This is a genomic window from uncultured Thiohalocapsa sp. (assembly GCF_913062725.1).
Lineage (GTDB): Bacteria > Pseudomonadota > Gammaproteobacteria > Chromatiales > Chromatiaceae > Thiohalocapsa.
Genome location: NZ_CAJXWY010000028.1, coordinates 1 through 21,261, shown reverse-complemented (window position 1 = coordinate 21,261; position 21,261 = coordinate 1). Strand labels below are relative to the sequence as shown.

The window sequence follows — 21,261 nt, the reverse complement described above, 5'->3', positions numbered from 1 at the left end:
CGGAAGCCTTTTGTCCGGGAAGCCTTTGTTCGCCCGCTGCGGCCGAGCACAAAAAAGGGCGCAACGCGCCCTTTTGACTCGTGCCAAAGGCCACCCGTGGCGGGTATAGCATATCCGCCCGGAGCGACTCCAATCGGCGACTCGCCGCCGGCGGGATCAGGCGTCCAGGTTGTCCAGCGCCTTCTGGAAGCGGTTGGCGTGCGAGCGCTCGGCCTTGGCCAGGGTTTCGAACCAATCGGCAATCTCGTCGAAGCCCTCGTCGCGGGCGGACTTGGCCATGCCCGGGTACATATCGGTGTACTCGTGGGTCTCGCCGGCGATGGCAGACTGCAAGTTGGCGTCGGTGCCGCCGATGGGCAGGCCGGTGGCCGGGTCGCCCACCTGCTCCAGGTACTCCAGGTGACCGTGGGCATGACCGGTCTCGCCCTCGGCCGTGGAGCGGAAAACGGCCGCGACGTCGTTGTAGCCCTCCACGTCGGCCTTGGAGGCGAAGTACAGATAGCGGCGGTTGGCCTGGGACTCGCCGGCGAAGGCGTCTTTCAGGTTTTGCTCGGTCTTGCTGCCTTTGAGCTCCATATACGGATCCTCTGGGTTGCGTGCTGAGCGATGCTCAGGGATGCGGGCGCCGTCGATCGACTGGCCTGACAACGGCGGCGTTGGCGGCTGCCCGCGTTGGTGTTTGCGACGCCGGCGTGTTGAACCACCGACGCTGCTGCAAGTTGCCGCCGCACACTACCCCCCGCAGTGGGGGGTAGCAATTGTTTGTTTCAATGGGGCCGATAGTGAAATTTTATCTGCCTACGGGTTTCGATTGCGCTACCCCTCAGTCGGTTCCATGGCGATGCCATCGCCCAAATTCGCAGCGCGCACAGCCGCCGCCACCGCCTCGATCGCACCGCGGCGCGGAAAGGACTTGCGCCAAGCGAGCGCCACACGGCGCGAGGGTGCAACGCCTGCGAAGGGCCGTGCACAGACGATCCGACCGCCGAGCCGATCTTCGCGCGCCGCACTCATGGGCAGCACCGTGATGCCCACGTTGCTTGCGACCATGCAGCGAATGGTCTCCAGCGATCCGCCCTCAAGACCACGACCGAAGCCTTCGGGGCCCTCCATGCCGCCATTGCCGCACTCGGGGCAAAGCTGCAGGACTTGGTCGCGAAAACAGTGGCCCGGCCCCAGCAGCAGCACTCGCTCTGCGGCCAGTGCCGCAGGCTCGATCGCCGCTCGCGCCACCCAGGGATGATCGCCGGGCAGCAGCACCACGAAGGCTTCGTCATACAAGGCCAGGGTGCGGATGCCGGGCTCATCGAAGGGCAGCGAGATGACAATCACGTCGAGCTGTGCCTGCTTCAGTCGGTCAGCGAGCGCAGCGGTGAAATTCTCCTCGATCAATAACGGCATCTGCGGCGCCGACTCCCGCAGCGCCGGCACCAGGCGCGGCAGCAAATAGGGCCCGACGGTGTAGATGGCGCCGACGCGCAGCGGGCCCACCAACGGGTCGCGCCCGCTGCGGGCCACCGCCAGCACGCCTTCGGCCTCCTCCAGGACCCGCTGTGCGCGCGCGACGACGGCGGCGCCGGTCTCGGTGATGCTGACCTCGCCGGTCCCGCGCTCGAAAAGCATGACACCGAGCTCTTCTTCGAGCTTTTTGACCGCCACACTCAGGGTCGGCTGGCTGACGAAGCACGCATCGGCGGCGCGTCCGAAATGCCGCTCGCGGGCCACGGCAACGACATAGCGCAGTTCGTTCAGCGTCATCGATCAGGATCTCGCCGGTTGCTTCGCCGATGCCGACGCCGCAGCGGGACTGCGAAACGTGGCCATCGGTGCCTGGGACTTAGCGGTTGAATCAGGGGGGCGTGAGATCCAGCATCACAGAACCTCCGGCATCGATACCATCCGTATCGTGTACCATGCGCACTGCGAGTATCTCGACCCCAACGGCGGCGGCGGCCAGCAGCGCCTCGCCGTAGGCCGGGTCAATGTGCCAGGCGGGGGCGAAACGCTCGCCCTCGGCGCGGTTCAGGGCGAACAGCATGACACCGCGGCGGCCGCTGACCACGGCCGCCGTCAGCAAGGCAAGGTGCTTGCGTCCGCGCTCGGTCTTTGCGTCCGGAAAGCGCAGATAGGTGCCATCGAGCAGGGTCACGTTCTTCACCTCGACCAGGGCGGGTGGCCGGCTGCCCGCCTCCAGCGCGATGTCGATGCGCCCGCTGTCGCCACCGTCAGCGGCGAAAGACACTTCGCGGCGCAGCTGCCGATAGCCCGCAAGCTCGGGAATGCGGCCGGCGGCGATCGCCTCCGCCATGACCTGGTTCGGACGCTGCGTGTTGACGCCCACCCAGCCGTTGCCCATGTCCACGCGCTCGAGCGTCCAGCGCAGCTTGCGGCGGGGATTGTCGGCCTGCGACAGTTGCACCGCAGCGCCCGGACACCAACAGGACAGCATCGTCCCCGTGTTTGCTACGTGTGCACTGACCCGCCCGCCGTCGCCGAGCTCGACCTCGGCGACGAACCGATTCGGTCGGGCCCACATGCGACCGGCGTGCAGCGGGGGCAGTTTCAGCGCCGGCGCTCCGGTCTCAGCCGGCGGTGAAACCGCTCAAGGCCTGATAGGCCACGCTTTCGCAGGCCAGGCCGGTCACCTGCGCCTGGGGCGGACCACGGCGCAGCCACTCCCGCAGGGCGTTGACGGCGTCCGGCTCACCGCACGCCAACACTTCCACGCGGCCATCGGGCAGGTTGTGCGCGTGGCCGGTCACCCCGAGCCGCAGCGCCTCTTCGCGTGTCGAGGCGCGGAAAAAGACCCCCTGCACGTGTCCTGCGACGATGCAGCGCAGGCAGATGGCGTGATCGTGATGTTGCGATGTGGTCTTGGCAGTCATACCCGTCGCCTCTGGGTGCTGGCGAGCGCAACGCCTACCGGTCCCCTGCGTGTGCGCGCTTATACTTGGTGAAGGTGGTGTTTTGGTAAGCCTCCTCCACGACGTAGCGCCCGAGGAGCAGGAACTCTTCTGCATTGCCTGTGGCACCGGTGTAGCGCGCCACCAGGTTACCATCGAGGTCGAAGAAGGCGAACACCGGTGTGGCGCGCACGCGATGGTCCTGTAATGCGAAGTCCTTCTGGGCCTTGGTCTCTCCGCTGAAGTTGGTCACCTCGATATCGCCCTCGACATCCACCGGAAAGATCAGGAAATGTGCCTTGAAGTAATCCTGCACGCGCGGCTGATTCAACACCGTGGTCTTCATGCGGTGACAGAACGGACATTCGTCCATCTCGAACATCAGCAGGATGCCCGTCTTCCCCTCCTCGCGCGCGAGCGCAAGCTCTTCGGTGAAGTCGCCGAAGGTCTGATCAAAAAAATACTCGCCAGGGTCGCGGCTGACGGCTGCATCGCTGTGCGCCGCACCGACGCTGAGCACGAGCAGAGCGAACAGAACCGCCAACGGGTTGGACCGGCTCCGGCGCGAATGAGGCATCTGCGTCTGAGTCATGGCTGGGCTCCAGGCTGGACCATCGGTTAGGCTCCACAGAACGGACCCGTCGCGGATACGCTTGGGGCGTTGGCGGGACGGCAGGCGCAAGACGCCGTGCAGACCTGACGTTGGGCTGCACGCCAGCAGCACAGCTGTGGATACCCGCCGCCAGCCGCCCTGAGCGACGGGCTTCGAATGGGTGACCGTCGAGTATAACCGCGTCAACCATGCTGCGCCCACCACGCCCCGCAACGCCGGCAGCTCGCTGCGTGCTGCCCTGATACCCGGGGCGCCATCGCCACGGCGGTGGCCACCGCAGGCGCCCACAGGGCGGCGGCCGGGGCGCGCTCCGCCGCAAGCGACGCGGCGAGCCGCGCCTGCTCCACCAAACCGCACATGGAGCCGAACATGACGGACTTGCTGCCGCAGAGCGCACGTGGCGCCCTCGGCATCATTGGCCTGCTGGCCTGCGCCTGGGTTTTGAGCGAGAACCGTGCCGCGGTGCGCGCGCGGTTGGTGCTGGGGGGGCTGACGCTGCAGTTCGCCCTGGCATTCCTGCTGCTGAAGCTGCCGGCGGCGCAGCAGATTTTTGTGGCCTTCAACGGTTTGGTGCTCGCGCTCAGCGAGGCCACCGAAGCCGGCACCAGCTTCGTCTTTGGCTATCTCGGCGGTGCCGCCGCCCCGTTTGAGGTGGCCTTTGCACAAAACAATTTCGTGCTCGCATTCCGTGCGTTGCCGCTGGTGCTGGTCATCGGCGCACTCTCGGCGCTGCTGTTTCACTGGCGCGTGCTGCCAGCCATCGTGCGCGGCTTCGCCTGGCTGCTCAGGCGCAGTCTCGGCGTCGACGGGCCCCTCGGCGTCGGCGCCGCGGCCAATGTCTTCGTCGGCATGGTGGAGGCACCGCTGCTGATCAAGCCCTACCTCGCCGGCATGCACCGCAGCGCACTTTTCGCGCTCATGACAACCGGCATGGCCACCATCGCCGGCACCGTGATGGTGCTCTACGCAACCCTCATCGGTGATGCCGTGCCCAACGCGCTCGGCCATATCCTGACGGCGTCGCTGGTCAACGCACCGGGGGCGCTGGTCATCGCGGGCATCCTGGTGCCGGCCGCCCGCAGCGAGCCACCGACGCCCGCGGACGATGACGACACCCCGCCGGTGGCGCAGCGCTATGCCGGGTCGATGGATGCCATCACCCGTGGCGCCTTGGATGCGCTGCCATTGCTTCTGAATATCATCGCCATGCTCATCGTCATGGTAGCGCTGGTGAGCCTGGCCAACGCGGTGCTCGACTTGTTGCCAGCGGTGGCGGGTGCATCCCTGACCCTGGAGCGCCTGCTCGGCTGGCTGTTCGCACCGGTGGTCTGGCTGATCGGCATTCCCTGGCAGGAGGCCGCCGAGGCCGCTCGGCTGATGGGCATCAAGACGGTGCTCAACGAGCTGCTTGCCTACATGGCGCTGGCGGCACTGCCCGAGCACGCCTTGAGCGAGCGCAGCAGACTCATCATGACCTACGCCCTCTGCGGCTTCGCCAACTTCGCCAGCCTCGGCATTATGCTGGGTGGGCTCACGACCCTCGTGCCCGAGCGGCGCAGCGAGGTGGCGGCGCTTGGGCTGCGTGCCATTCTCGCTGGCACCCTGGCCACGCTGATGACGGCCGCATGGGTGGGTCTTGTGCTCGTGGAGTAATGCTGGGCGCTGATCACAGCGTCGCAGGGCAGTCAGGCCATCCATGACGTCGATCCTCGACGCACCCCTGGCGCGCCGGGGATCACTGCGCGTTACCGGACGGGCGCTCCAGCACGAACATGGGCTGACTTTCCGGGCCCGCCTCGAGTGCGGCTGGATCGAGCGCGCGCTCACTGAGCGAGGGACGCACCCTGAGCGACAGTGACGAGAAGTCGACGCCGCGCATGCGTCTGGCCTGCTCACGCCGGCTCAGTCCCCGGTGCTTACCGGCACCGGCGTTGGCCATGGCCGGACTGAGGGTGATGCCAGTGATCCGCCGCGCCTCGCTGGAATACGCGTCGACGCCGTTACGGCTCAGGTAGCTGGTGAGTACGCGATGGGTGTAGCGCTGGGTCTCGGCGAAGGTGACGAAGCCGCCGTGGCGCGCCAGCGCGCCTTCACCGGCGTTATAGGCCATCACGGCCTTGCCGATGCCATAGCGCGACACGAGACGTTTGAGGTGGCGAGTGCCAATGCGCACGTTGGTATCGGCGTCGAACAGGGCTGCCGCCGAGCGCACACCATAGTCCGCCGCGGTCTCCGGCATGATCTGCATCAGGCCGACTGCACCCGCTGGCGAGACGGCGTGGGCGTCGTAGGCGGACTCCGCCCGCACCACGGCGTGCACCAGATCAAGCTCGAGGCCGTGGCGCCGGGCATAGTGGTCGATGAGCGTGTCCACGGCTGCTCGGCTCGGCCGCGGACGTTGTGGCGGTTGTGGCAACGCCCGCGGCCCGCCGACGCTATCAGCGGACCCGGCGCCCGGCGAACCGTCAGCGGGCGCCGCGAGGGCGGTGCCGGCGACAACACCGAGCACGAGGGCGACGCGGCCGATGGCGCGCCAACAACCTGGCCAAGGCGTACCGACCGCGGCGTGGCCGCTGCTCCGCCTATGGCGCTGCGTGCCTCTCCGCCAGGCAGCCGCGTCGGCGTCTGCAATGAAACCGTCATCGCATCCCGGGGCCTTGCTGCTGGCTGACGGTTGCTGGGCTCGAGGCGTCGTTGGTTGCACGATTGACTCTTGGTAAGTTGCGTTTCGAGCACGCCGGCCGCCGGGCACGAGCCGCCCATCACGACCGCCGACGAGGCAGACGGCTCGCGGCGCGCGGGTGGTGCCACGGGACCAACGGTGGTCTGGCGTTTGGTCATTTTAGACCTTTGGCACCGACGATCGATAGCCTTTCAGAGGCTTGCAGCACAAACTATCGGTTGTTTGCGCGGTTGCAATCGCGCGCTGACAAGATCGAAAATATCGCCGGCTTGACCGGATTCGCATCTCAGGGTTCACCCCGTCGGTGAATGCGCGGATCAACCCCACCGAACCCCACCGCCGTCGCGTTGGAGCAACCCATCTCACCATGCAGTTGGAGCTTGATAACGGCGCCGTCGAGGGCGCGATTGCGCACACCGACGACAGGGCTGACGACAGCCCCAGGAACGGCACCATCGCCGAGGTGCGCGGGCGCACTTGCATCTACATGGACGGGTACTGGATCAAGTACTACGAGCCCCCACCGGAAAGCCTTCAGGCCAAGAAAGCGCTGATCGAGGCGCTGACGCGCAGGCTTTTCAATCACTTAGAGCACGGCATCAATATCCCCGGAATGCGCCTCGCGGAGGCTCGCGCCGCCTACGAGCGCGAGACCGACCCGGAGCGCAAGCGGGTCAACGGCGCCATGCTCGCCGGCGCCCTGTTCAACCGCGCCACCGGCATTTTCACGAAACTCGTGGAACTGCAGGCCGACGGCGTCCAGGTGGAGCCCGACGGCGCCCTGATGCAGGAGTGCGGCGACTACCTGCTCGAGGCCCTGGAGCTCGGCCGGCTGGTGCGCCACCGCGGCGGCGACGAGGGCATCGACGAGCTCTGGGGCGAGCCCTTCAAGGCTTTCAGCCAGCCCATCGCCAGCTTCTATCAAAGCCGTTACGTGAAGATCGCGCAGACGATGCGCGACATCGACCGCATCACCGCCACCATCGCCGCCACCTTCGAGGGGAGTACCCAGTTACCGGCGCTGCGCCCGCTGCTCGACGATCTCGGCGACGCCGCCAAGCGCAAGACCGAGATCCTGCGCACCGACCCGGTGATCTTCACGGTTTGGCCCGCCTTCGTGGTGGCCAGCGACAGGCTCTGCCGGGTGCAGCCGCACCTGCCCCCGGCGCCGACGCTCCGTGCGATCCACGAGGCCCAGGAAGGTAGCCGTATCCTCAAGGTTGGCACGGCGCTCGTCAGTCACATCGTGCGCGCGCGGGTTCCCATGCCGAAGAGCACCCGGGATCTCATCGATCAATGCGACCGCTTCCGGCGCAGCTTTCTCGATACCCCGCCCAACGCAGCAGAGTCGTCCGCCCCCGGTCCCGCCGCCGCGGGCAGTGAAGCGCCGTACCGCTGAGACGAAGACGCCGATCATCAGCGGCGGACACCGCAGGCTCGGGGCGACGCCGAAACACCCGCGGACACATCCCGGCGCGCACGTCGGCTTCGATCATCGCCGCATCGGAATGACCCATCGGGGTGCAAAGACCCGCCCCAGCGCACCGCCATGGACCGCACCGCGCTGGCTTTGCCTGGCACAGATCACTGTCGGGGGCAACCCTGGCGTGGATGCGGCGGCGGCTGGCGGGTCTCGACGGCAGGACCGTCGTCATGAAACCGACGGGGATGTGGCCACGATGTCCCGCGCCAGCCACCACTGAAAGGCGCGGCAACCGAAAACCCGAAAGCGCCGGACATACACGAGAGCCCCGGCGTGGCTGCGTCAACGGCATCTTTCTTGCCTTCAGCCCAAAGGCAATCACAGCAAGCGATACGTGCGCAGCATCAGCGCAATGGGGGGCAGCCTTGGCGTCAAACGTCGGCGCGGATCAGCCGCGACGGATCCTCAATCACGACATCATGGGCTGCACGGCCGACGGCGTGGTTGGCAACGACTTGTATTCAGGACGCGCCCTGGGCCTGAGTGAGCCCGGCGATGTGCTGCAATTGCACCCCGAGCTCGCCGGGCAGTGGGACACCATCAGTGATCACTATCGTCGCATCGGCCTCAGCCACACCACGGACGTGCTCTGGGACCTGAGCCACGCGCGGCTGGCGGACTACCCGGACCATGACGTCTCCGTCTTTTTCTTCGGACCAGACGAGCACGCCGTGCGGCCCAACCGGCCGTGGCTGGATGCCGTCGCGGCCATCAACTCCAAGAATATCTTCATGGACATCGCCGAGCGGCTCGCGGTGCCCGTGCCGCTCACCCGTCCCTTCGCCAGGATCGATGCCATCACCGAGGCGGACATCGCCGCCGCACCCTATCCCTGCTACCTGAAAGCCGCAGTCTCCGTGTCGGGTGTTGGCATCCATCGCTGCGGCGACGCTACGGCGCTGCGAGCGGCCATGGATGAATTCGCGCCCGATACACCGGTGCAGATCCAGCAGGAAGTGGTCACGGATATCTTCCTGAATTTGCAGTTCCGCAGCGATGCGCGGGGGGTCGAGCGATTCGCGGCGACCGAGCAGGTGCTCAAGGGTTGCGTCCACCAGGGCAATCGCCATCCGGCCCGCCATACCCCCTGGGATAGTGTCCAGCCCATGGCGCAGTGGCTGCATGACGAAGGTATGCGGGGCGTGTTTGCCTTCGATGTGGCCGTCGTCGACGGTGCCGAGGGGCCGGATTATCTCGCCATCGAATGCAACCCGCGCTACAACGGCGCCAGCTATCCGACTGCCATCGCCCATAAGCTCGGCATCGATACCTGGCTCGCAAAGGCCTACCACACGCGCCACCGCAGCCTCGGCGCACTGGATCTGAGCGGCATCGAATACGATCCTGCCACGGGTACCGGTATCGTCCTCGTCAACTGGGGGCCCATTCTGGTCGGCAAGCTGCTGGTGCTCATCGCAGGCGACGAGAGCACGCAGGCGCGCCTGGAGGAGGCGCTGCTGTCACGGCTCTGACACGGGGCAGCTTCGGCTTCGCCATAACCGCCCCCATCCTCGGCTCGAGCGCATGGGCGCCACCGGCGCCCTACCCTCATCAGCACCGCACCACGGCAACCCCCAACAGGCGCCCCCGCGGGCGTCGAGGTCAAGCAGGGCATGCAAAACAGCTTCTCTCTCATGGTCCACGGCGGCGCCGGCGCGCTGGATAACGTCAAGGACGAGCGCATTGCGGTGCGCTATCTGGAGAGTATCCGTGTCGTGCTGGAGCACGGCCGCAGCATGCTGCAACAGGGTGCGAGCGCCGTCGAGGCGGTGGAGTCCTGCGCCTCCCAACTGGAGGATGATCCGTTGTTCAACGCCGGCTGTGGCTCGGTCCTGAACGAAAACGGCAAAGTGGAGATGGACGCCGGCATCATGGACGGCCGCGATCTCGCCGCCGGCGCCGTCGCCGCCATCGGCAACATCGCCAACCCCGTGCAGCTCGCCCGGCTGGTCATGGACGGCAGCGAGCACGTGCTGCTCATCGCCGAAGGTGCACTGCACTTCGCCGAACGCTGTGGCATGCCGCTGACGCCGGATCACTACTTCTTCACCCCCGATCGCATCAAGCAATTGGAGCAGGCACGGTTACGCCATCGCATCATGCTGGACCACGATGAGGACGGTGATGCGCAAAAATACGGCACCATCGGCGCCGTCGCCCGCGACCGCGAGGGCAATCTCGCGGCGGCAACCTCCACCGGTGGCATCGTCAACAAGCGGATGGGCCGTGTGGGTGATTCTCCCATCATCGGTGCCGGGGTCTATGCCGACAACGCCACCTGCGCCGTCTCCGCCACCGGTTATGGCGAAGAATTCATGCGCACGGTATTCGCAAAGACCATCGCCGACGCCATCGAATTCAGCGGCGTCGACGCCGCCGGCGCCGTGGACTACGGCATCGGCTATCTCACCCGCAAGGTCAAAGGCCGCGGCGGCGTCATTTGCATCGACGGCGCCGGTCACTGCGCCAGTGGCATGACCACGCCCAAGATGATCCATGGCTGGATCGAGCATGGCGGCGAGACCGTCTGCCGATTCTGATCTCAGGGCAACGCCGCAGACCCAGGAATCGCGCGCCGCGCGACCGCCGCTTGGCCTCGTGCCAGCGCCGCTCTACACGCATCTGAGCGCCGTTTGCCCGGCACCGTCGGTGCAAATGACGCCGCCGCGGCGCAGCGCCTGCCAGCACCCAAGCCAGCCACCATGCCGGCCGTCGCCGATTGCAGACGTACCCCGTTGAGGCGTTGGCCATCAAAACCCTGCCGAGCGTGAGCCTCGTTCGCCTGTCGCCTTTCGGCAAGTTTCATGGCACCGTCTGTTGTGCCAAAGCCAACGTCTGTCGGTCTTGCAGCGGACTTAGTGGCGACGGATCGGTGATACTGTCGAGCAGCAGCAACGCGAGCCGGCAATCACCGCCGCATCCGCATGCCCATGCCCCCATTGCAGCGCAATATGCCCCAGGGCAGGCTGGCGCAGGCCAGCATCCGGCACGCCGCCCCGGCGGGCTGGCACATCACGCCACACAGGCGTCATTCCTGTCCGAATATCGACGGCCCGACGATCCGTCTTGCCCCGGTCCGCGCCCAAGCGAGGGCCCACCACCCGGACCGCGGTCCCCTGAACCTTGGGCTCAGCGGCCCGGACTGGATACGGGAAACCCAGGCCGACGACGTCGAGATCCACAGGCTGGTCCACACCCGCGACCTGCGTTACGTGGCCTAGCGCAATGGACGCCAACGCCCAAGGCCCCCGGCCGCTCGCCGCGCTGCGAAACGCGCTGGCACGTCGCGGTGCAGAGCGCAGCGCACCACGCGGCACGGACACCAGCGTCGCCGACGACACCGGCTTTGCGCGCCGGCCCTCGCACTTGGATATCTTCACGCTGCGCCCCTATGGTCGCAGCCTGCTGACCCCGGCGGCGCGGGCCTGGCTCGGCTCCGCCTGGGTCGTCATCCTGCTCATGGCCAGCATCGAGGGCTTCGTCTGGGGCGCCGTCGGCGCCTCGCTGGTCCCCTCCGCCGCCGCCTGGCTGCGGCTGCCGGTGGCGGCGTTCATGTTCGTGCTGCTGTTCGCCATCGTCTGGATCGTGGACGCATCGCTCATCATGTCAGAGCGCCCGTCGTTTGCCCGGCGGCGCCGGCACACCTTGGACGAGCGCGGCGGCGTTGGCCCGGTGGCACGCTGGTATGCCGGTATCGCCGTGCGCATCGCCATCGTCGCCATCTCCCTGTACGTGACGGCGCCCTTCATCGAGAAGCTGATCCGCGCCGATGACATCGCCGCCTGGCACCAGGCCCGGGTGGAGCGGTACTACGAGGCCCGCGACGCGACCCTGCGCGAGCAGGTGCGCGCCCGCGCCGAGCAGCGCGATGAGGGCCTGCTCGGGCGAGTGCGGACGCTGGAGCAGGACATCGCCCGCCTGGAGGCGTCGCTGGCGGCGGAGCGCGAGCGCCGCGAGCGGATCGAAGCGGAGTTCGCGCCGCAGATCGAGGTATTGACCCGCGACCTCGCCGCCGCTCGTGAGCGAGTCGGCGACGAGGTGCTCGGCCGCGACGGCCGCCCCGAGGGCTATGGCCCCGAAGCCCGCAAATGGGACCAGCGTGCCACCCTGCTGGAAGCGCAGCTCGCGGAGATCCAAGCCCGGCGCGACGAGCGCCTCGCCGGCGTGCTGACGACCATCGCCGAGCTGGAACAACGCCTCGGCAAGCGTACAGATGCCCTGCAGACGGTGCGCCGGGAGCAGGCGGCGCTGGTGGAGCGCATCAGCGCCGAAGTGGCGTCGGAGCAGCCGCCGGCGATGCCGCCCAAGCTCACCTTCGCGGCCCGCTCGAAGGCCCTCGCGGATCTGAAAAGCAGCCCCGCCGAGGCGGGCGTGCCGCATTTCGAGTCTGTCGAGGGCTTCGCCCAGGCGGCGCTGGGCATTCTATTCTTCGCCCTGCTGGCGCTGAAGCTGTTCGAGCCGCTGGCGGTGCACGCCTACTACAACGAAAACGTGCAGCTGCACTACCGCAAGTACCTCCGTGGCGGCCTCGACCATATCCCCGGCTTCGACGACCACGACGATCCGGCGCGGCGCCTCTCGCCCATGGATTTTGCACGCCTCTGGGAGCGCTGGGCGCGAGACCCGGAGGGCTATACGGCGCGCTTCCAGTCCGTGCACGCCGCGCAGGCGCGGCTCAAGCGTCTGCTGGCGGACGACCATTATGAGTCGGAGCTGCTCGCGCGCCGGCGGGACGACATCGACGCCCGGCTACACCTGGAACGCCGGCGCCAGGAGGCGGAGCTGGCCGCCCGGGAGCAGACGCTCGCGCTCGAGGCCCGCGAAACCGAGCGGCGCTTGTGCGCTGAGACCGATGTCGAGTTGGAGCAACTGGCGCACAAGCGCGCCGAGGCCCGCAAGGCGCATGAGACCGCCCTCGCCGACATGGAGCGCCGCGCCGAGACCGAGCACAAGCGCCTGGATGAAGAGCTGAGCCACAAGCGCGCCGCCTGGGCGCAGGAGCGCGCCGCCGCCGAGGCGGCGCTTGATCTGCGCCGACGCGAATGCGCGCGCGAGGAGCAACGGACACGCGAGCAGTCGAGGCGCAAGCAGATGGCATTGGACGATCGGCGCCGGCTCAAGGAGCGCGAGCTGACAATGCGCGGTGACATGCAACGCACCGAGCATGAGACCGCGGCCCACGAAAGCCGCGTGCGCGAGGCCCGCAGCTTGTTGGATCAGGAACGCGAGGCAGAGGCGCGGCTGCGCGCAGGGCTCGCCGACCTGCGCACCCGGCGCAGTGAGCACGCTGACCGCGCCGCGGCGCTGAACGCAGAACTGCAGCAGCTCGGTGTGCGCGAGCAGGCGCTCAAGGTGCACGACGACGCGCTGCGTATGCTCGTGGATACGCACGGCGCGCCGGAGACCGCCGCCAGTCTGCCATTCGCCGGCGATGCGCCCGCACGCCGGCGGCGTCGCGCTATCCGGGAGCGCAAGCGGGTCGGCCGCGCATTGGGGCGTCTGCAGCGGCGACAACGGGCCGCCTGCGCCGAGCGCGATGGTGCGAGCGCGGCCGCCGCCAATCTTTCGGCGGGCATCGCCGCCATGGAACAGGAGCTCGCCGGACTCGGCGCCAGCGTGGAGCGCTATCGCGGCACCCTGGATCAGCTATTGCTTGCGCGGGGGGCCTGAGCCAGAGGACGTTGGTCGGGCCGCTCGCGGGCGCTCACATCAGCTTGATCACCATCTCCTGCTTGAGGCCGAGCACCTGGCAGGCCAGATCCAGCGCCTGGTCCGTGAAAACGTCCAGATCACCCCAGCGGTCGGCGGTATCGACGACGTCGGTCAGTGCCTCGGATACCACCCGCAAATCGTACTCGCCCGTCGCCGAGCGCTCCGGCGCTGCGCGCTGGGCACAGATGTAGAGCGTCGGCTCCTGGCGGCCCATGGGCACAAGGGCCAGAATCCAGCGGTAAGGGTGGGGGTCGTCGGTGTCGATGTCGCCGAGCACGGTCGCGCTGTAATCGCTGATGTCGTAGCGGTGCTTCGGCAGGGCGGTCTTGATACTGGGGCGTTGCTCCATGGCGGGTGAATCTCGGGCAGCGGTCTTGTGTCAGTCCAACGGTCTATGGCGACAATGGGTCGCATCGGCGCCGGGCACAAATGCGGGTTACCGCAGGCAATGGCGCCGACGCCGGCGGCGCTAGTCCTGGTCACCGCCCATCATGCGCATGGGGGCGCGCATCATGTTCATGGGGTTGAAGCCGCCATTACCCGCCTCGGCCGGGGCACCGTAGCCCGGTCCGTACGCCGGTGGATAGCCACCTTGGGGACCATCGTAGGGCCCGTAACCGGGCATGGGCCCGTAAGCCGGCGGCGGATAGCCGCCGCCATAAACCTGGGGATTGCCATAACCGTAACCGGGCGCATAGCCGGGTGCAGGCGCATAGCCGGGTGCAGGCGCATAGCCGGGTGCGGGCGCATAGCCGGGTGCGGGCGCATAGCCCTGAGGCGCTGGCGCCTGGCCCTGGCGTTGCGCCGCCTGGGGCTGGGGCTGCATCGGCGCCTGCTGTTGCGCGGGAGCCGGCGGTGGTGGCGCTTGTTGCGCCGCCGCCGGCTGGGCTGGGGTCGGTGGTGTCGGCGGCACCTTGGGGTAGAGCTGCGGCGGCATGGGCTGCGCCGGCGGATCATCTTTGCTGGTACCGAACCACTTGGATGGATTCATCATCTCGCCGAAGTCTACCGCCTGCGCACTACCGGCACCGAGGCCGACACCTAACAGAGCCGCAAGGGCGGCGGCGATGGCGCGTTGGTTAGTCATGACTGCTTCTCCTGTCGTGTCATCGAAACTGAGCCATGGCGCACCGAGACTGTCTTGCCCTGAGGGTTGTCACCGATCGGGCCCGGTACCGCTGCGCCACAGCAAGTCGAGTATAGGGAAGAATGCCGCCGGGCTCTGCCGTTACCGACCGCCGCCGCCGGTCGTATATCATCGGCGCCCGGAGCGCATGATCGCTACAGCGGCGCGTCTGCGGCCGCCCGCAACCAACGGAGACAAGCCCGCCATGGCTCACTGGCTGATGAAATCCGAGCCCGATGCCTTCGGCATCGACGACCTCGCCGCCCGACCAAGCCAAACCGAGCCCTGGGACGGCGTGCGCAACTATCAGGCCCGCAACATGATGCGCGACGCCATGCGCGTCGGCGACACGGTGTTCTTCTATCACTCCAATACCAAGGCGCCCGGCATCGTCGGCATCGCAGAAGTCGTGCGCGAGGGCTACCCGGATCATACCGCCTTCGACCCCGACGCCAAGTATTACGATCCCAAGAGCGATCCCAGCGATCCGCGCTGGTTCATGGTGGATCTCAAGTACGTAAGGCACCTGCGGCGCACCATCACGCTCACGGAGCTCAAGGCGCTTGGGCAGCGGGACCCGGATGGCCCGCTCGCGGACTTGCCGCTGGTGCGTCGCGGCAACCGGTTATCCATCATGCCGGTGACTGAAGCCCAGTGGGCGTTGATCCTCGATTTGGAGTAGGGCCCGGAGGGGATCTTTCGTGCATCCACTGTCGTCTGAGAATCCGCTTGGTTGATTGACGGCTGGCGGGAAACGCCGCGTCGACGTCGCTGTCGTTTTCACGACAGCCCCCGCTGTCGAGACCCCGCCCAGCCGCCAGCCAATCCGGAACCAACGGGCATCCGGATGCGACGAACCTGGATCGACCCCGACTGTCCCGCACCGGTGCACGGAGCCAATGCTCGCGGCTCAGGCCTGAGCCCGCGTGCGGGCGCCGTCGCGCGGGCTGCCCATGCGTCGGTGATTCGCATTCACAGATATGGGTCGAGCATTGCACGCAGGTCGACGCGGGCGCGCAGGCGCCGGCACAGCATGAACATGCCGGCGAACTTACGCTGCAGAAACATGGTGATGGGCTCGGGGAGATGATTGAAGACCTCGTCCATATACATGTCCCGGCCCTTGACATAGAGGCGCTCGAACAGATCGGAGCTGCCGAAGTCGTAAACCCCGGGCTGCAGCACCTCGGCGGACAGGCGAATCATGGCCACCAGCGCTTCGGCCGTGGCGGCATCCGCGTCCGCGGCCATGTAGCCGAGTCCGATGGATGCGGCGCGCAGGGCGTCGACATCGTCCGCGAGCGCCCCATGGGCGAGGGCGAGGTACTGCTCGGCGATCCCGCCGGGCACCGGCAGCGCGGCGCCAAAGTCCAGCAGCACGATGCGCTTGGTCTGAGGATCGTAGAGGTAGTTGCCGAAATTCGGGTCGGTCTGCGCGAGACCGAAGTCGAGCAGTTCGCGAATCATCAGGCGCACCAACAGGCTCGCGGCGCGGTCGCGCTCGGCGCGGCTGTAGCCGCTGTCGGCCAGATGGTCGATGGAGACGCCGGCGGCGAAGTCCATGGCCAGGATGCGGTCGGTGCTGAGATCGCTGTGCACCGCGGGCACGAAGAAATCGGCATCGTCCCCCACCAGCGCGCGGTAGCGCATCATCGCGGCGGCCTCGGCGGCGTAGTCGGCTTCCTGGTGCAATTGCACCCGCGCCTCCTCCAGCAGCGGCCCGATGTCCATGCCCTTGGGCACCATGCCGAGGTTGCGCGCGAAGAAGCCGAGGTTGTCGATGTCGCTGTCGATGCTCTCGCGCACGCCCGGGAACTGGATCTTCAGCGCAAGCCGGCGGCCGTCTTTGGTCTCGACCCGATGCACCTGGCCGATACTGGCGGCGGCGACGGGCTGGAACTCGAAGCGCCGGAAGTTCCGGCGCCAGTCGCGACCCCATTCGGTCTCCAAAACCCTGTTGAGCTGGCTCAGCGGCATGGGCTCGGCGCGATCGCGCAGCTCCGCCATGATCGCCGCCGCCTCCGGCGTGAACATGTCCGTGCCGTCCATGGACATGAGCTGGCCCATCTTCATCACGGCACCGCGCATGCGCGCGAGGCGATCGGTGAAGCGCTTGGTGGCCTCGGGGCTGAGCTGAATGCGTGCGACCTCGCCGCTGCGGCGCGAGCGCGCCAACTCCATCATGCCGCGCACGCCGACGCCGGCGGCGAGGTCCGTGGTGGCCCGGCCGATGTGCCAGAGACGGCTCAGGCGCCGACTTGGCACGTTGCGACCGGCACGGCTCGGTGGATCGATGGCTGCGGACATGATTCGGCTCCTGTCGAGGTACGCGACCCCGGTTGAAAAGGCTTTGCCTACAGATGCAGGCGTCAAGGCTGGACGGCAACCCTACCTGCACAGCCGCCGGCGGGCATTGATGATGCGCGTCGGCCAGGCCGCCGCGACCCCAACGAGCGTGCCAGCACCATGCCCTGGCGACCGGCACGGGATGATGTCGGGCGCCGGCCGCCTGTGGCCGGGCCATGTGGTGCGCCGCACAACGCCTGCGGGTGCGACGCGCTACCCTTAAAGCAACCCCGTCGGCGCCCGCGTATGGCGCATCGCCTTCGGAGCCCCGCATGCCGGATGGAGTCCGCAGCCCTTGTTTCGAGCCCATGCCATGATCGATCCACCCCAGGCCACCCAGCAGCCGCACGCGCGACAGCGCGCGCGCAAGCGCTTCGGACAAAACTTTTTGCACGATCCGGGCATCATCCACCGCATCCTCACCGCGGTGGCGGCCAAGCCGGGGCAGCATCTGGTGGAGATCGGCCCCGGCCGCGGTGCGCTGACAGCCGGTCTGCTACAAGCCGCCGGCGCGCTGGACGTCATCGAGCTGGACCGCGACCTGGTGGGACCCCTCGCCGAGCGCCTGGCGGGTCTCGGCCGGTTGCACGTGCACCAGGCGGACGCCCTCACCTTCGACCTATGCGGTTTGCTGCCAGCCAATGCGGCGGCGGCGGGTGCGCGCCTGCGCCTCGTCGGTAATCTGCCCTACAACATCTCCACACCCCTGTTGTTTCGCTTTCTCGCGCAAATGGACTGCATCGCCGACATGCACCTGATGCTGCAGAAGGAGGTGGTCGATCGCATGGTCGCCGCCCCCGGCTCCAAAGTGTACGGCCGGCTCTCGGTGATGGTACAAAGCCGCTGCGCGGTGCAGCGGGTGCTGGCGGTGGGCGCGGGTGCCTTCGTGCCCGCCCCGAAAGTCGCGTCCGCCGTGGTCCGGCTATCGCCGCTGCGCCCGCCACCGGTGGTCATCGTCGACGCCGGGCTGCACGCGCGCATCGTCGCCGCCGCGTTCGCGCAGCGCCGCAAGCGCCTCAGCAACAGCCTGCGTGGGCTCGTGCAGCCAGCGCTGCTGAAGCGCTGCGGGCTGGACCCCGGAGCCCGGGCAGAACAGATTGCAGTGGTGGATTTCGCCCGACTCGCCAATGCCGCCGTCGAAGCCCCGCGCGATGTCGACAGCGGTTGCATTCCTGACATTAATCCCTGAGATTGTCGGGCTAATTCGCCGGATTAGTGGAACTCGCGGCGACGCGGGACCGGCAGTCACGACCATTGAATGACCCGGCGAGCGCCGTGACCCCGACGGCACAAGCCGGAACAGCGACCCCCCTCGATCATGAACGACATCCCTGCTCCAGACGACCCCCGGGACCACCACATCGATGCCGCCGACGACACGCCGGACGCCGAAGACAACGCCAGCCAGCTCGCCCGCGCCTCCGAGGTGCTGCCGGGGCTGATTCCACTGCTGCCGGTGGCCTCGCGACCATTCTTTCCGGGACAGGCGGTACCGCTGCTGATGGACGCAGAGCACTGGCGCAGCACGCTCCTGCAGGTGGGCAAGAGCGAGCACAAGATCCTCGGCGTCGTGCTCACCCGCGCCGAGTCTTCCGAGGACACCAACACCGGCGAGTTCTATGGGGTGGGCACCGCCTGTCGGGTGCACCGTGTCGCCGAAGACGAGGGCAAGCTGCAGGTGCTGGTGGAGTGCCTGCAGCGCTTCAGCATCGAGGGCTTCGTCAATCGCAGGGCGCCCTTCAGCGCCCGCGTGAACTACCTGCCAGAGCCGCGCCACGAGCCGGAGGGTGAGGTGAAAGCCTATGCCATGGCAGTCATCAATACCATCAAGGAGCTACTGCCGCTGAACCCGTTGTACGTCGAGGAGCTGAAGATGTTTCTCGACCGTTTCGGGCCGGATGATCCGTCGCATCTGGCGGACTTTGCGGCCAGCCTCACCACCTCCAGCAAGGAACAACTGCAGGAGGTACTCGAGGCGGTGCCGCTGATGAAGCGCATGGAGAAGGTCCTGGTCCTGCTGAACAACGAGCTGGAGCTCGCCCGCGCGCAGCAGAAGATCCGCCAGAGCGTCGAAGAGCGCATGCAGAAGCAGCAGCGCGAGTTCTTCCTGAAAGAGCAGCTCAAGGCCATCCAGAAAGAGCTCGGCCTGGCCAAGGATGATCGCACCGCCGAGATCGATAAATTCAAGGCACGCCTGGAGAAGCTCAAGCTCACTGACGAGGCGCAAAAGCGTGTCGACGAGGAAATGGACAAGATATCCGTCCTCGAGCCGGGCTCACCCGAGTATTCGGTGACCCGTAACTATCTGGACTGGATCACCCTGTTACCCTGGGGTGTGGACAGCGCCGACAAGCTGGATCTCAAGCGCGCCCGGCGTATTCTGGACCGCGACCACTATGGCCTCGCCGACGTCAAGGATCGCATCCTGGAGTTCCTCGCCGTGGGCATCCACAAGGGCGAGATCGCGGGCTCCATCATCCTGCTGGTGGGGCCACCCGGGGTCGGCAAAACCTCCGTCGGGCGCTCCATCGCCGATACCCTGGGGCGACGCTTCTATCGATTCTCCGTCGGCGGCATCCGCGACGAGGCCGAGATCAAGGGCCATCGCCGTACCTATATCGGCGCCATGCCTGGCAAGTTCATCCAGGCCGTCAAGGACGCCGGCACCGAGAATCCGGTCATCATGCTGGATGAGATCGACAAGATCGGCGCCAGCTACCACGGCGACCCGGCCTCGGCATTGCTGGAGGTGCTGGACCCGGAGCAGAACCGGGATTTCCTCGATCACTATCTCGATCTGCGCTTCGATCTCTCCAAGGTGCTCTTCGTCTGTACCGCCAATCAGACCGATACCATCCCGGGTCCGCTGCTCGATCGCATGGAGGTGATCCAGCTCGCCGGCTACATCGCCGACGAGAAGCTGGCCATCGCCAAGAAGTATCTGCTGCCGCGACAGCTCGAGCGTGCCGGCCTCGAAAAGCATACGGTCAAAATCGGTACCAAGACCCTGCGCGCGCTCATCGAGGGCTATGCGCGCGACGCCGGTGTACGCCGGTTGGACAAGCAGCTCGGCAAGATCGTGCGCAAGTCGGCGGTGCGGCTGCTCGAAGGCGGGGCGACGCCGATCGAGGTGACGCAGGCGCAGCTCAAGGGCTACCTCGGCAGCCCCGTCTTCCGCGACGAGCGCAAGCTCGGCGGCCCGGGTGTGGTGACGGGTCTCGCCTGGACTGCCATGGGCGGTGCGACGCTCTCCATCGAGGCGGTGCGCACGCATGAGTACAGCCGTGGCTTCAAGCTGACCGGGCAGCTGGGCGATGTCATGAAGGAGTCCGCCGAAATCGCCTACGGCTATATCGTCAGCCACGCGAGCCAGTTCGGCGCCGATTCCAACTTTTTCGAGAAAGGCTTCATCCATCTGCATGTGCCCGCCGGCGCCACGCCCAAGGACGGCCCCTCCGCTGGCATTACCATGGCCTCTGCGCTCTTGTCACTCGCCCGTAAACAGCCGGTGCGGCGGGTCGCCATGACCGGCGAGCTCACCCTCACCGGCGAGGTCTTCCCCATCGGCGGCGTGCGCGAGAAGCTCATCGCCGCGCGGCGCGCCGGCATCAAGGAGATCATCCTGCCGGTGGACAATGAGGGCGAATACGACGAAGTACCGGAGCACGTCAAGAAAGGACTCAAGGTCCACTTCGTGAGCCGCTTCGCGGACGTGGAGCCGCTGCTGTTCGGGAACAGGTAACGGGTCAGGGCCACGATCACCCCAACCGCGGCGCGCCGCGGCGGTCCTGCGGCCCGGCACGAAAAAGCCGCCCGTCGGCGGCCTTGCTCGCGGGGCCCGATGCCGAGCCCCCAGGCGGCGTGTTGTGGCTACTTGACCATGACTTCGCCGGTGATGACGTTGCGAAACCGGGCGACATAACAAAGCTGGGGCAGGCGATACCGGAAGTGGCCTCAGCACAAGTGAACGTCTCATCTTTGCGTCGCCATCGAGCCGTGCTGCCGTTGTCCGAGCCGAAGCTTGCTAAACCGACGGGAGACGATGCAGACTGGTAGGTTTAGGTATGTCGCGTCCAACCACAGCGAAGGTACAGCTTGAGACGCTCGGCTGCAGGTCGTTGTCGTAACGCGAGCTTTTCACATACCCGAGGGGCGACGGTACCCCTCGGCCGAAACAGTCCACCATCGCTCAGCCGTGCAAGGCATCGTCTCCCACGCGCAAAACTTCGAAGATGTTGTCCTGTGGCGTGCGCTCGGCCACGTCGACCAAGGCTTTTATATCGACATCGGCGCGTACGACCCCAGCGAGTGCTCGGTCAGCTTAGCCTTCTATGAGCGCGGCTGGCGCGGCGTTCACGTCGAGCCGCTGCCCGACTGCGCGGAGCGACTGCGCCG

19 protein-coding genes are annotated in these 21,261 nt (G+C 67.1%); 10 read left to right on the top strand and 9 right to left on the bottom strand.

Annotated elements, in window-relative coordinates:
• Positions 1-156: 156 nt before the first annotated feature.
• The 5 genes from QZ588_RS09455 to QZ588_RS09435 all read right to left on the bottom strand — a co-directional run bounded on the left by QZ588_RS09455 (position 157) and on the right by QZ588_RS09435 (position 3,495).
• The gene (locus tag QZ588_RS09455) at positions 157-576 is read right to left on the bottom strand and encodes a rubrerythrin family protein (RefSeq protein ID WP_295542081.1); all 420 of its coding nucleotides are present in this window, start codon (positions 574-576) and stop codon (positions 157-159) included.
• 240 nt (positions 577-816) lie between these two features.
• Positions 817-1,758: a hydrogen peroxide-inducible genes activator gene (locus QZ588_RS09450; protein ID WP_295542080.1), complete on the bottom strand. Its 942-nt coding sequence runs from the start codon at positions 1,756-1,758 to the stop codon at positions 817-819.
• Positions 1,759-1,849: 91 nt separating this feature from the next.
• Entirely contained in the window at positions 1,850-2,551 is a 702-nt protein-coding gene (gene sfsA, locus QZ588_RS09445) for a DNA/RNA nuclease SfsA (RefSeq protein ID WP_295542113.1), read from the bottom strand.
• Positions 2,552-2,582: 31 nt separating this feature from the next.
• Positions 2,583-2,885: an acylphosphatase gene (locus QZ588_RS09440; protein ID WP_295542078.1), complete on the bottom strand. Its 303-nt coding sequence runs from the start codon at positions 2,883-2,885 to the stop codon at positions 2,583-2,585.
• A 34-nt stretch (positions 2,886-2,919) separates the two neighbouring features.
• The gene (locus QZ588_RS09435; protein ID WP_295542076.1) at positions 2,920-3,495 is read right to left on the bottom strand and encodes a thioredoxin family protein; all 576 of its coding nucleotides are present in this window, start codon (positions 3,493-3,495) and stop codon (positions 2,920-2,922) included.
• 390 nt (positions 3,496-3,885) lie between these two features.
• Here QZ588_RS09435 and QZ588_RS09430 point away from each other — a divergent pair, with 390 nt between their 5' ends.
• Complete coding sequence (locus tag QZ588_RS09430; RefSeq protein WP_295542075.1) at positions 3,886-5,169, top strand: nucleoside transporter C-terminal domain-containing protein; 1,284 nt, start codon at positions 3,886-3,888, stop codon at positions 5,167-5,169.
• Positions 5,170-5,251: 82 nt separating this feature from the next.
• Here the strand turns inward: QZ588_RS09430 and QZ588_RS09425 are convergent, their stop codons facing one another.
• Positions 5,252-5,890, bottom strand: coding sequence for a lytic transglycosylase domain-containing protein (locus QZ588_RS09425; protein ID WP_295542073.1), 639 nt, complete (start codon positions 5,888-5,890; stop codon positions 5,252-5,254).
• A gap of 676 nt (positions 5,891-6,566) precedes the next feature.
• On the opposite strand from QZ588_RS09425, the gene QZ588_RS09420 reads away from it, so the two are divergent.
• From QZ588_RS09420 to QZ588_RS09400, 5 genes are all read left to right on the top strand, one after another.
• Complete coding sequence (locus tag QZ588_RS09420; protein WP_366929551.1) at positions 6,567-7,598, top strand: hypothetical protein; 1,032 nt, start codon at positions 6,567-6,569, stop codon at positions 7,596-7,598.
• A 449-nt stretch (positions 7,599-8,047) separates the two neighbouring features.
• Complete coding sequence (locus QZ588_RS09415; RefSeq protein ID WP_295542070.1) at positions 8,048-9,154, top strand: peptide ligase PGM1-related protein; 1,107 nt, start codon at positions 8,048-8,050, stop codon at positions 9,152-9,154.
• A gap of 141 nt (positions 9,155-9,295) precedes the next feature.
• Complete coding sequence (locus QZ588_RS09410; protein ID WP_295542068.1) at positions 9,296-10,222, top strand: isoaspartyl peptidase/L-asparaginase family protein; 927 nt, start codon at positions 9,296-9,298, stop codon at positions 10,220-10,222.
• Positions 10,223-10,612: 390 nt separating this feature from the next.
• Positions 10,613-10,903 (top strand): hypothetical protein, encoded by a 291-nt coding sequence (locus QZ588_RS09405; protein WP_295542065.1) that lies wholly within the window; start codon positions 10,613-10,615, stop codon positions 10,901-10,903.
• Positions 10,904-10,907: 4 nt separating this feature from the next.
• On the top strand, positions 10,908-13,352 hold the full coding sequence (locus QZ588_RS09400) for a DUF4407 domain-containing protein (RefSeq protein WP_295542063.1): 2,445 nt from the start codon (positions 10,908-10,910) through the stop codon (positions 13,350-13,352).
• A 34-nt stretch (positions 13,353-13,386) separates the two neighbouring features.
• Here QZ588_RS09400 and QZ588_RS09395 read toward each other — a convergent pair whose 3' ends face one another.
• Entirely contained in the window at positions 13,387-13,743 is a 357-nt protein-coding gene (locus QZ588_RS09395; RefSeq protein ID WP_295542061.1) for a hypothetical protein, read from the bottom strand.
• A 120-nt stretch (positions 13,744-13,863) separates the two neighbouring features.
• Positions 13,864-14,481 (bottom strand): hypothetical protein, encoded by a 618-nt coding sequence (locus tag QZ588_RS09390; RefSeq protein WP_295542059.1) that lies wholly within the window; start codon positions 14,479-14,481, stop codon positions 13,864-13,866.
• 244 nt (positions 14,482-14,725) lie between these two features.
• Between QZ588_RS09390 and QZ588_RS09385 the strand changes: the two genes are divergently transcribed.
• Complete coding sequence (locus QZ588_RS09385) at positions 14,726-15,202, top strand: EVE domain-containing protein (protein WP_295542057.1); 477 nt, start codon at positions 14,726-14,728, stop codon at positions 15,200-15,202.
• A 290-nt stretch (positions 15,203-15,492) separates the two neighbouring features.
• Here QZ588_RS09385 and QZ588_RS09380 read toward each other — a convergent pair whose 3' ends face one another.
• Entirely contained in the window at positions 15,493-16,827 is a 1,335-nt protein-coding gene (locus tag QZ588_RS09380) for an AarF/ABC1/UbiB kinase family protein (protein WP_295542055.1), read from the bottom strand.
• A gap of 352 nt (positions 16,828-17,179) precedes the next feature.
• Between QZ588_RS09380 and rsmA the strand changes: the two genes are divergently transcribed.
• From rsmA to QZ588_RS09365, 3 genes are all read left to right on the top strand, one after another.
• Positions 17,180-18,055, top strand: a complete 876-nt coding sequence (gene rsmA / locus QZ588_RS09375) for a 16S rRNA (adenine(1518)-N(6)/adenine(1519)-N(6))-dimethyltransferase RsmA (protein ID WP_295542053.1) — start codon at positions 17,180-17,182, stop codon at positions 18,053-18,055.
• A 129-nt stretch (positions 18,056-18,184) separates the two neighbouring features.
• A complete protein-coding gene (lon, locus tag QZ588_RS09370; RefSeq protein WP_295542051.1) occupies positions 18,185-20,608 on the top strand; it encodes an endopeptidase La in 2,424 nt (807 codons plus the stop codon).
• Between the two features lie 453 nt (positions 20,609-21,061).
• On the top strand, positions 21,062-21,261 hold a 200-nt coding region (locus QZ588_RS09365; RefSeq protein ID WP_295542049.1), incomplete at its 3' end, for an FkbM family methyltransferase.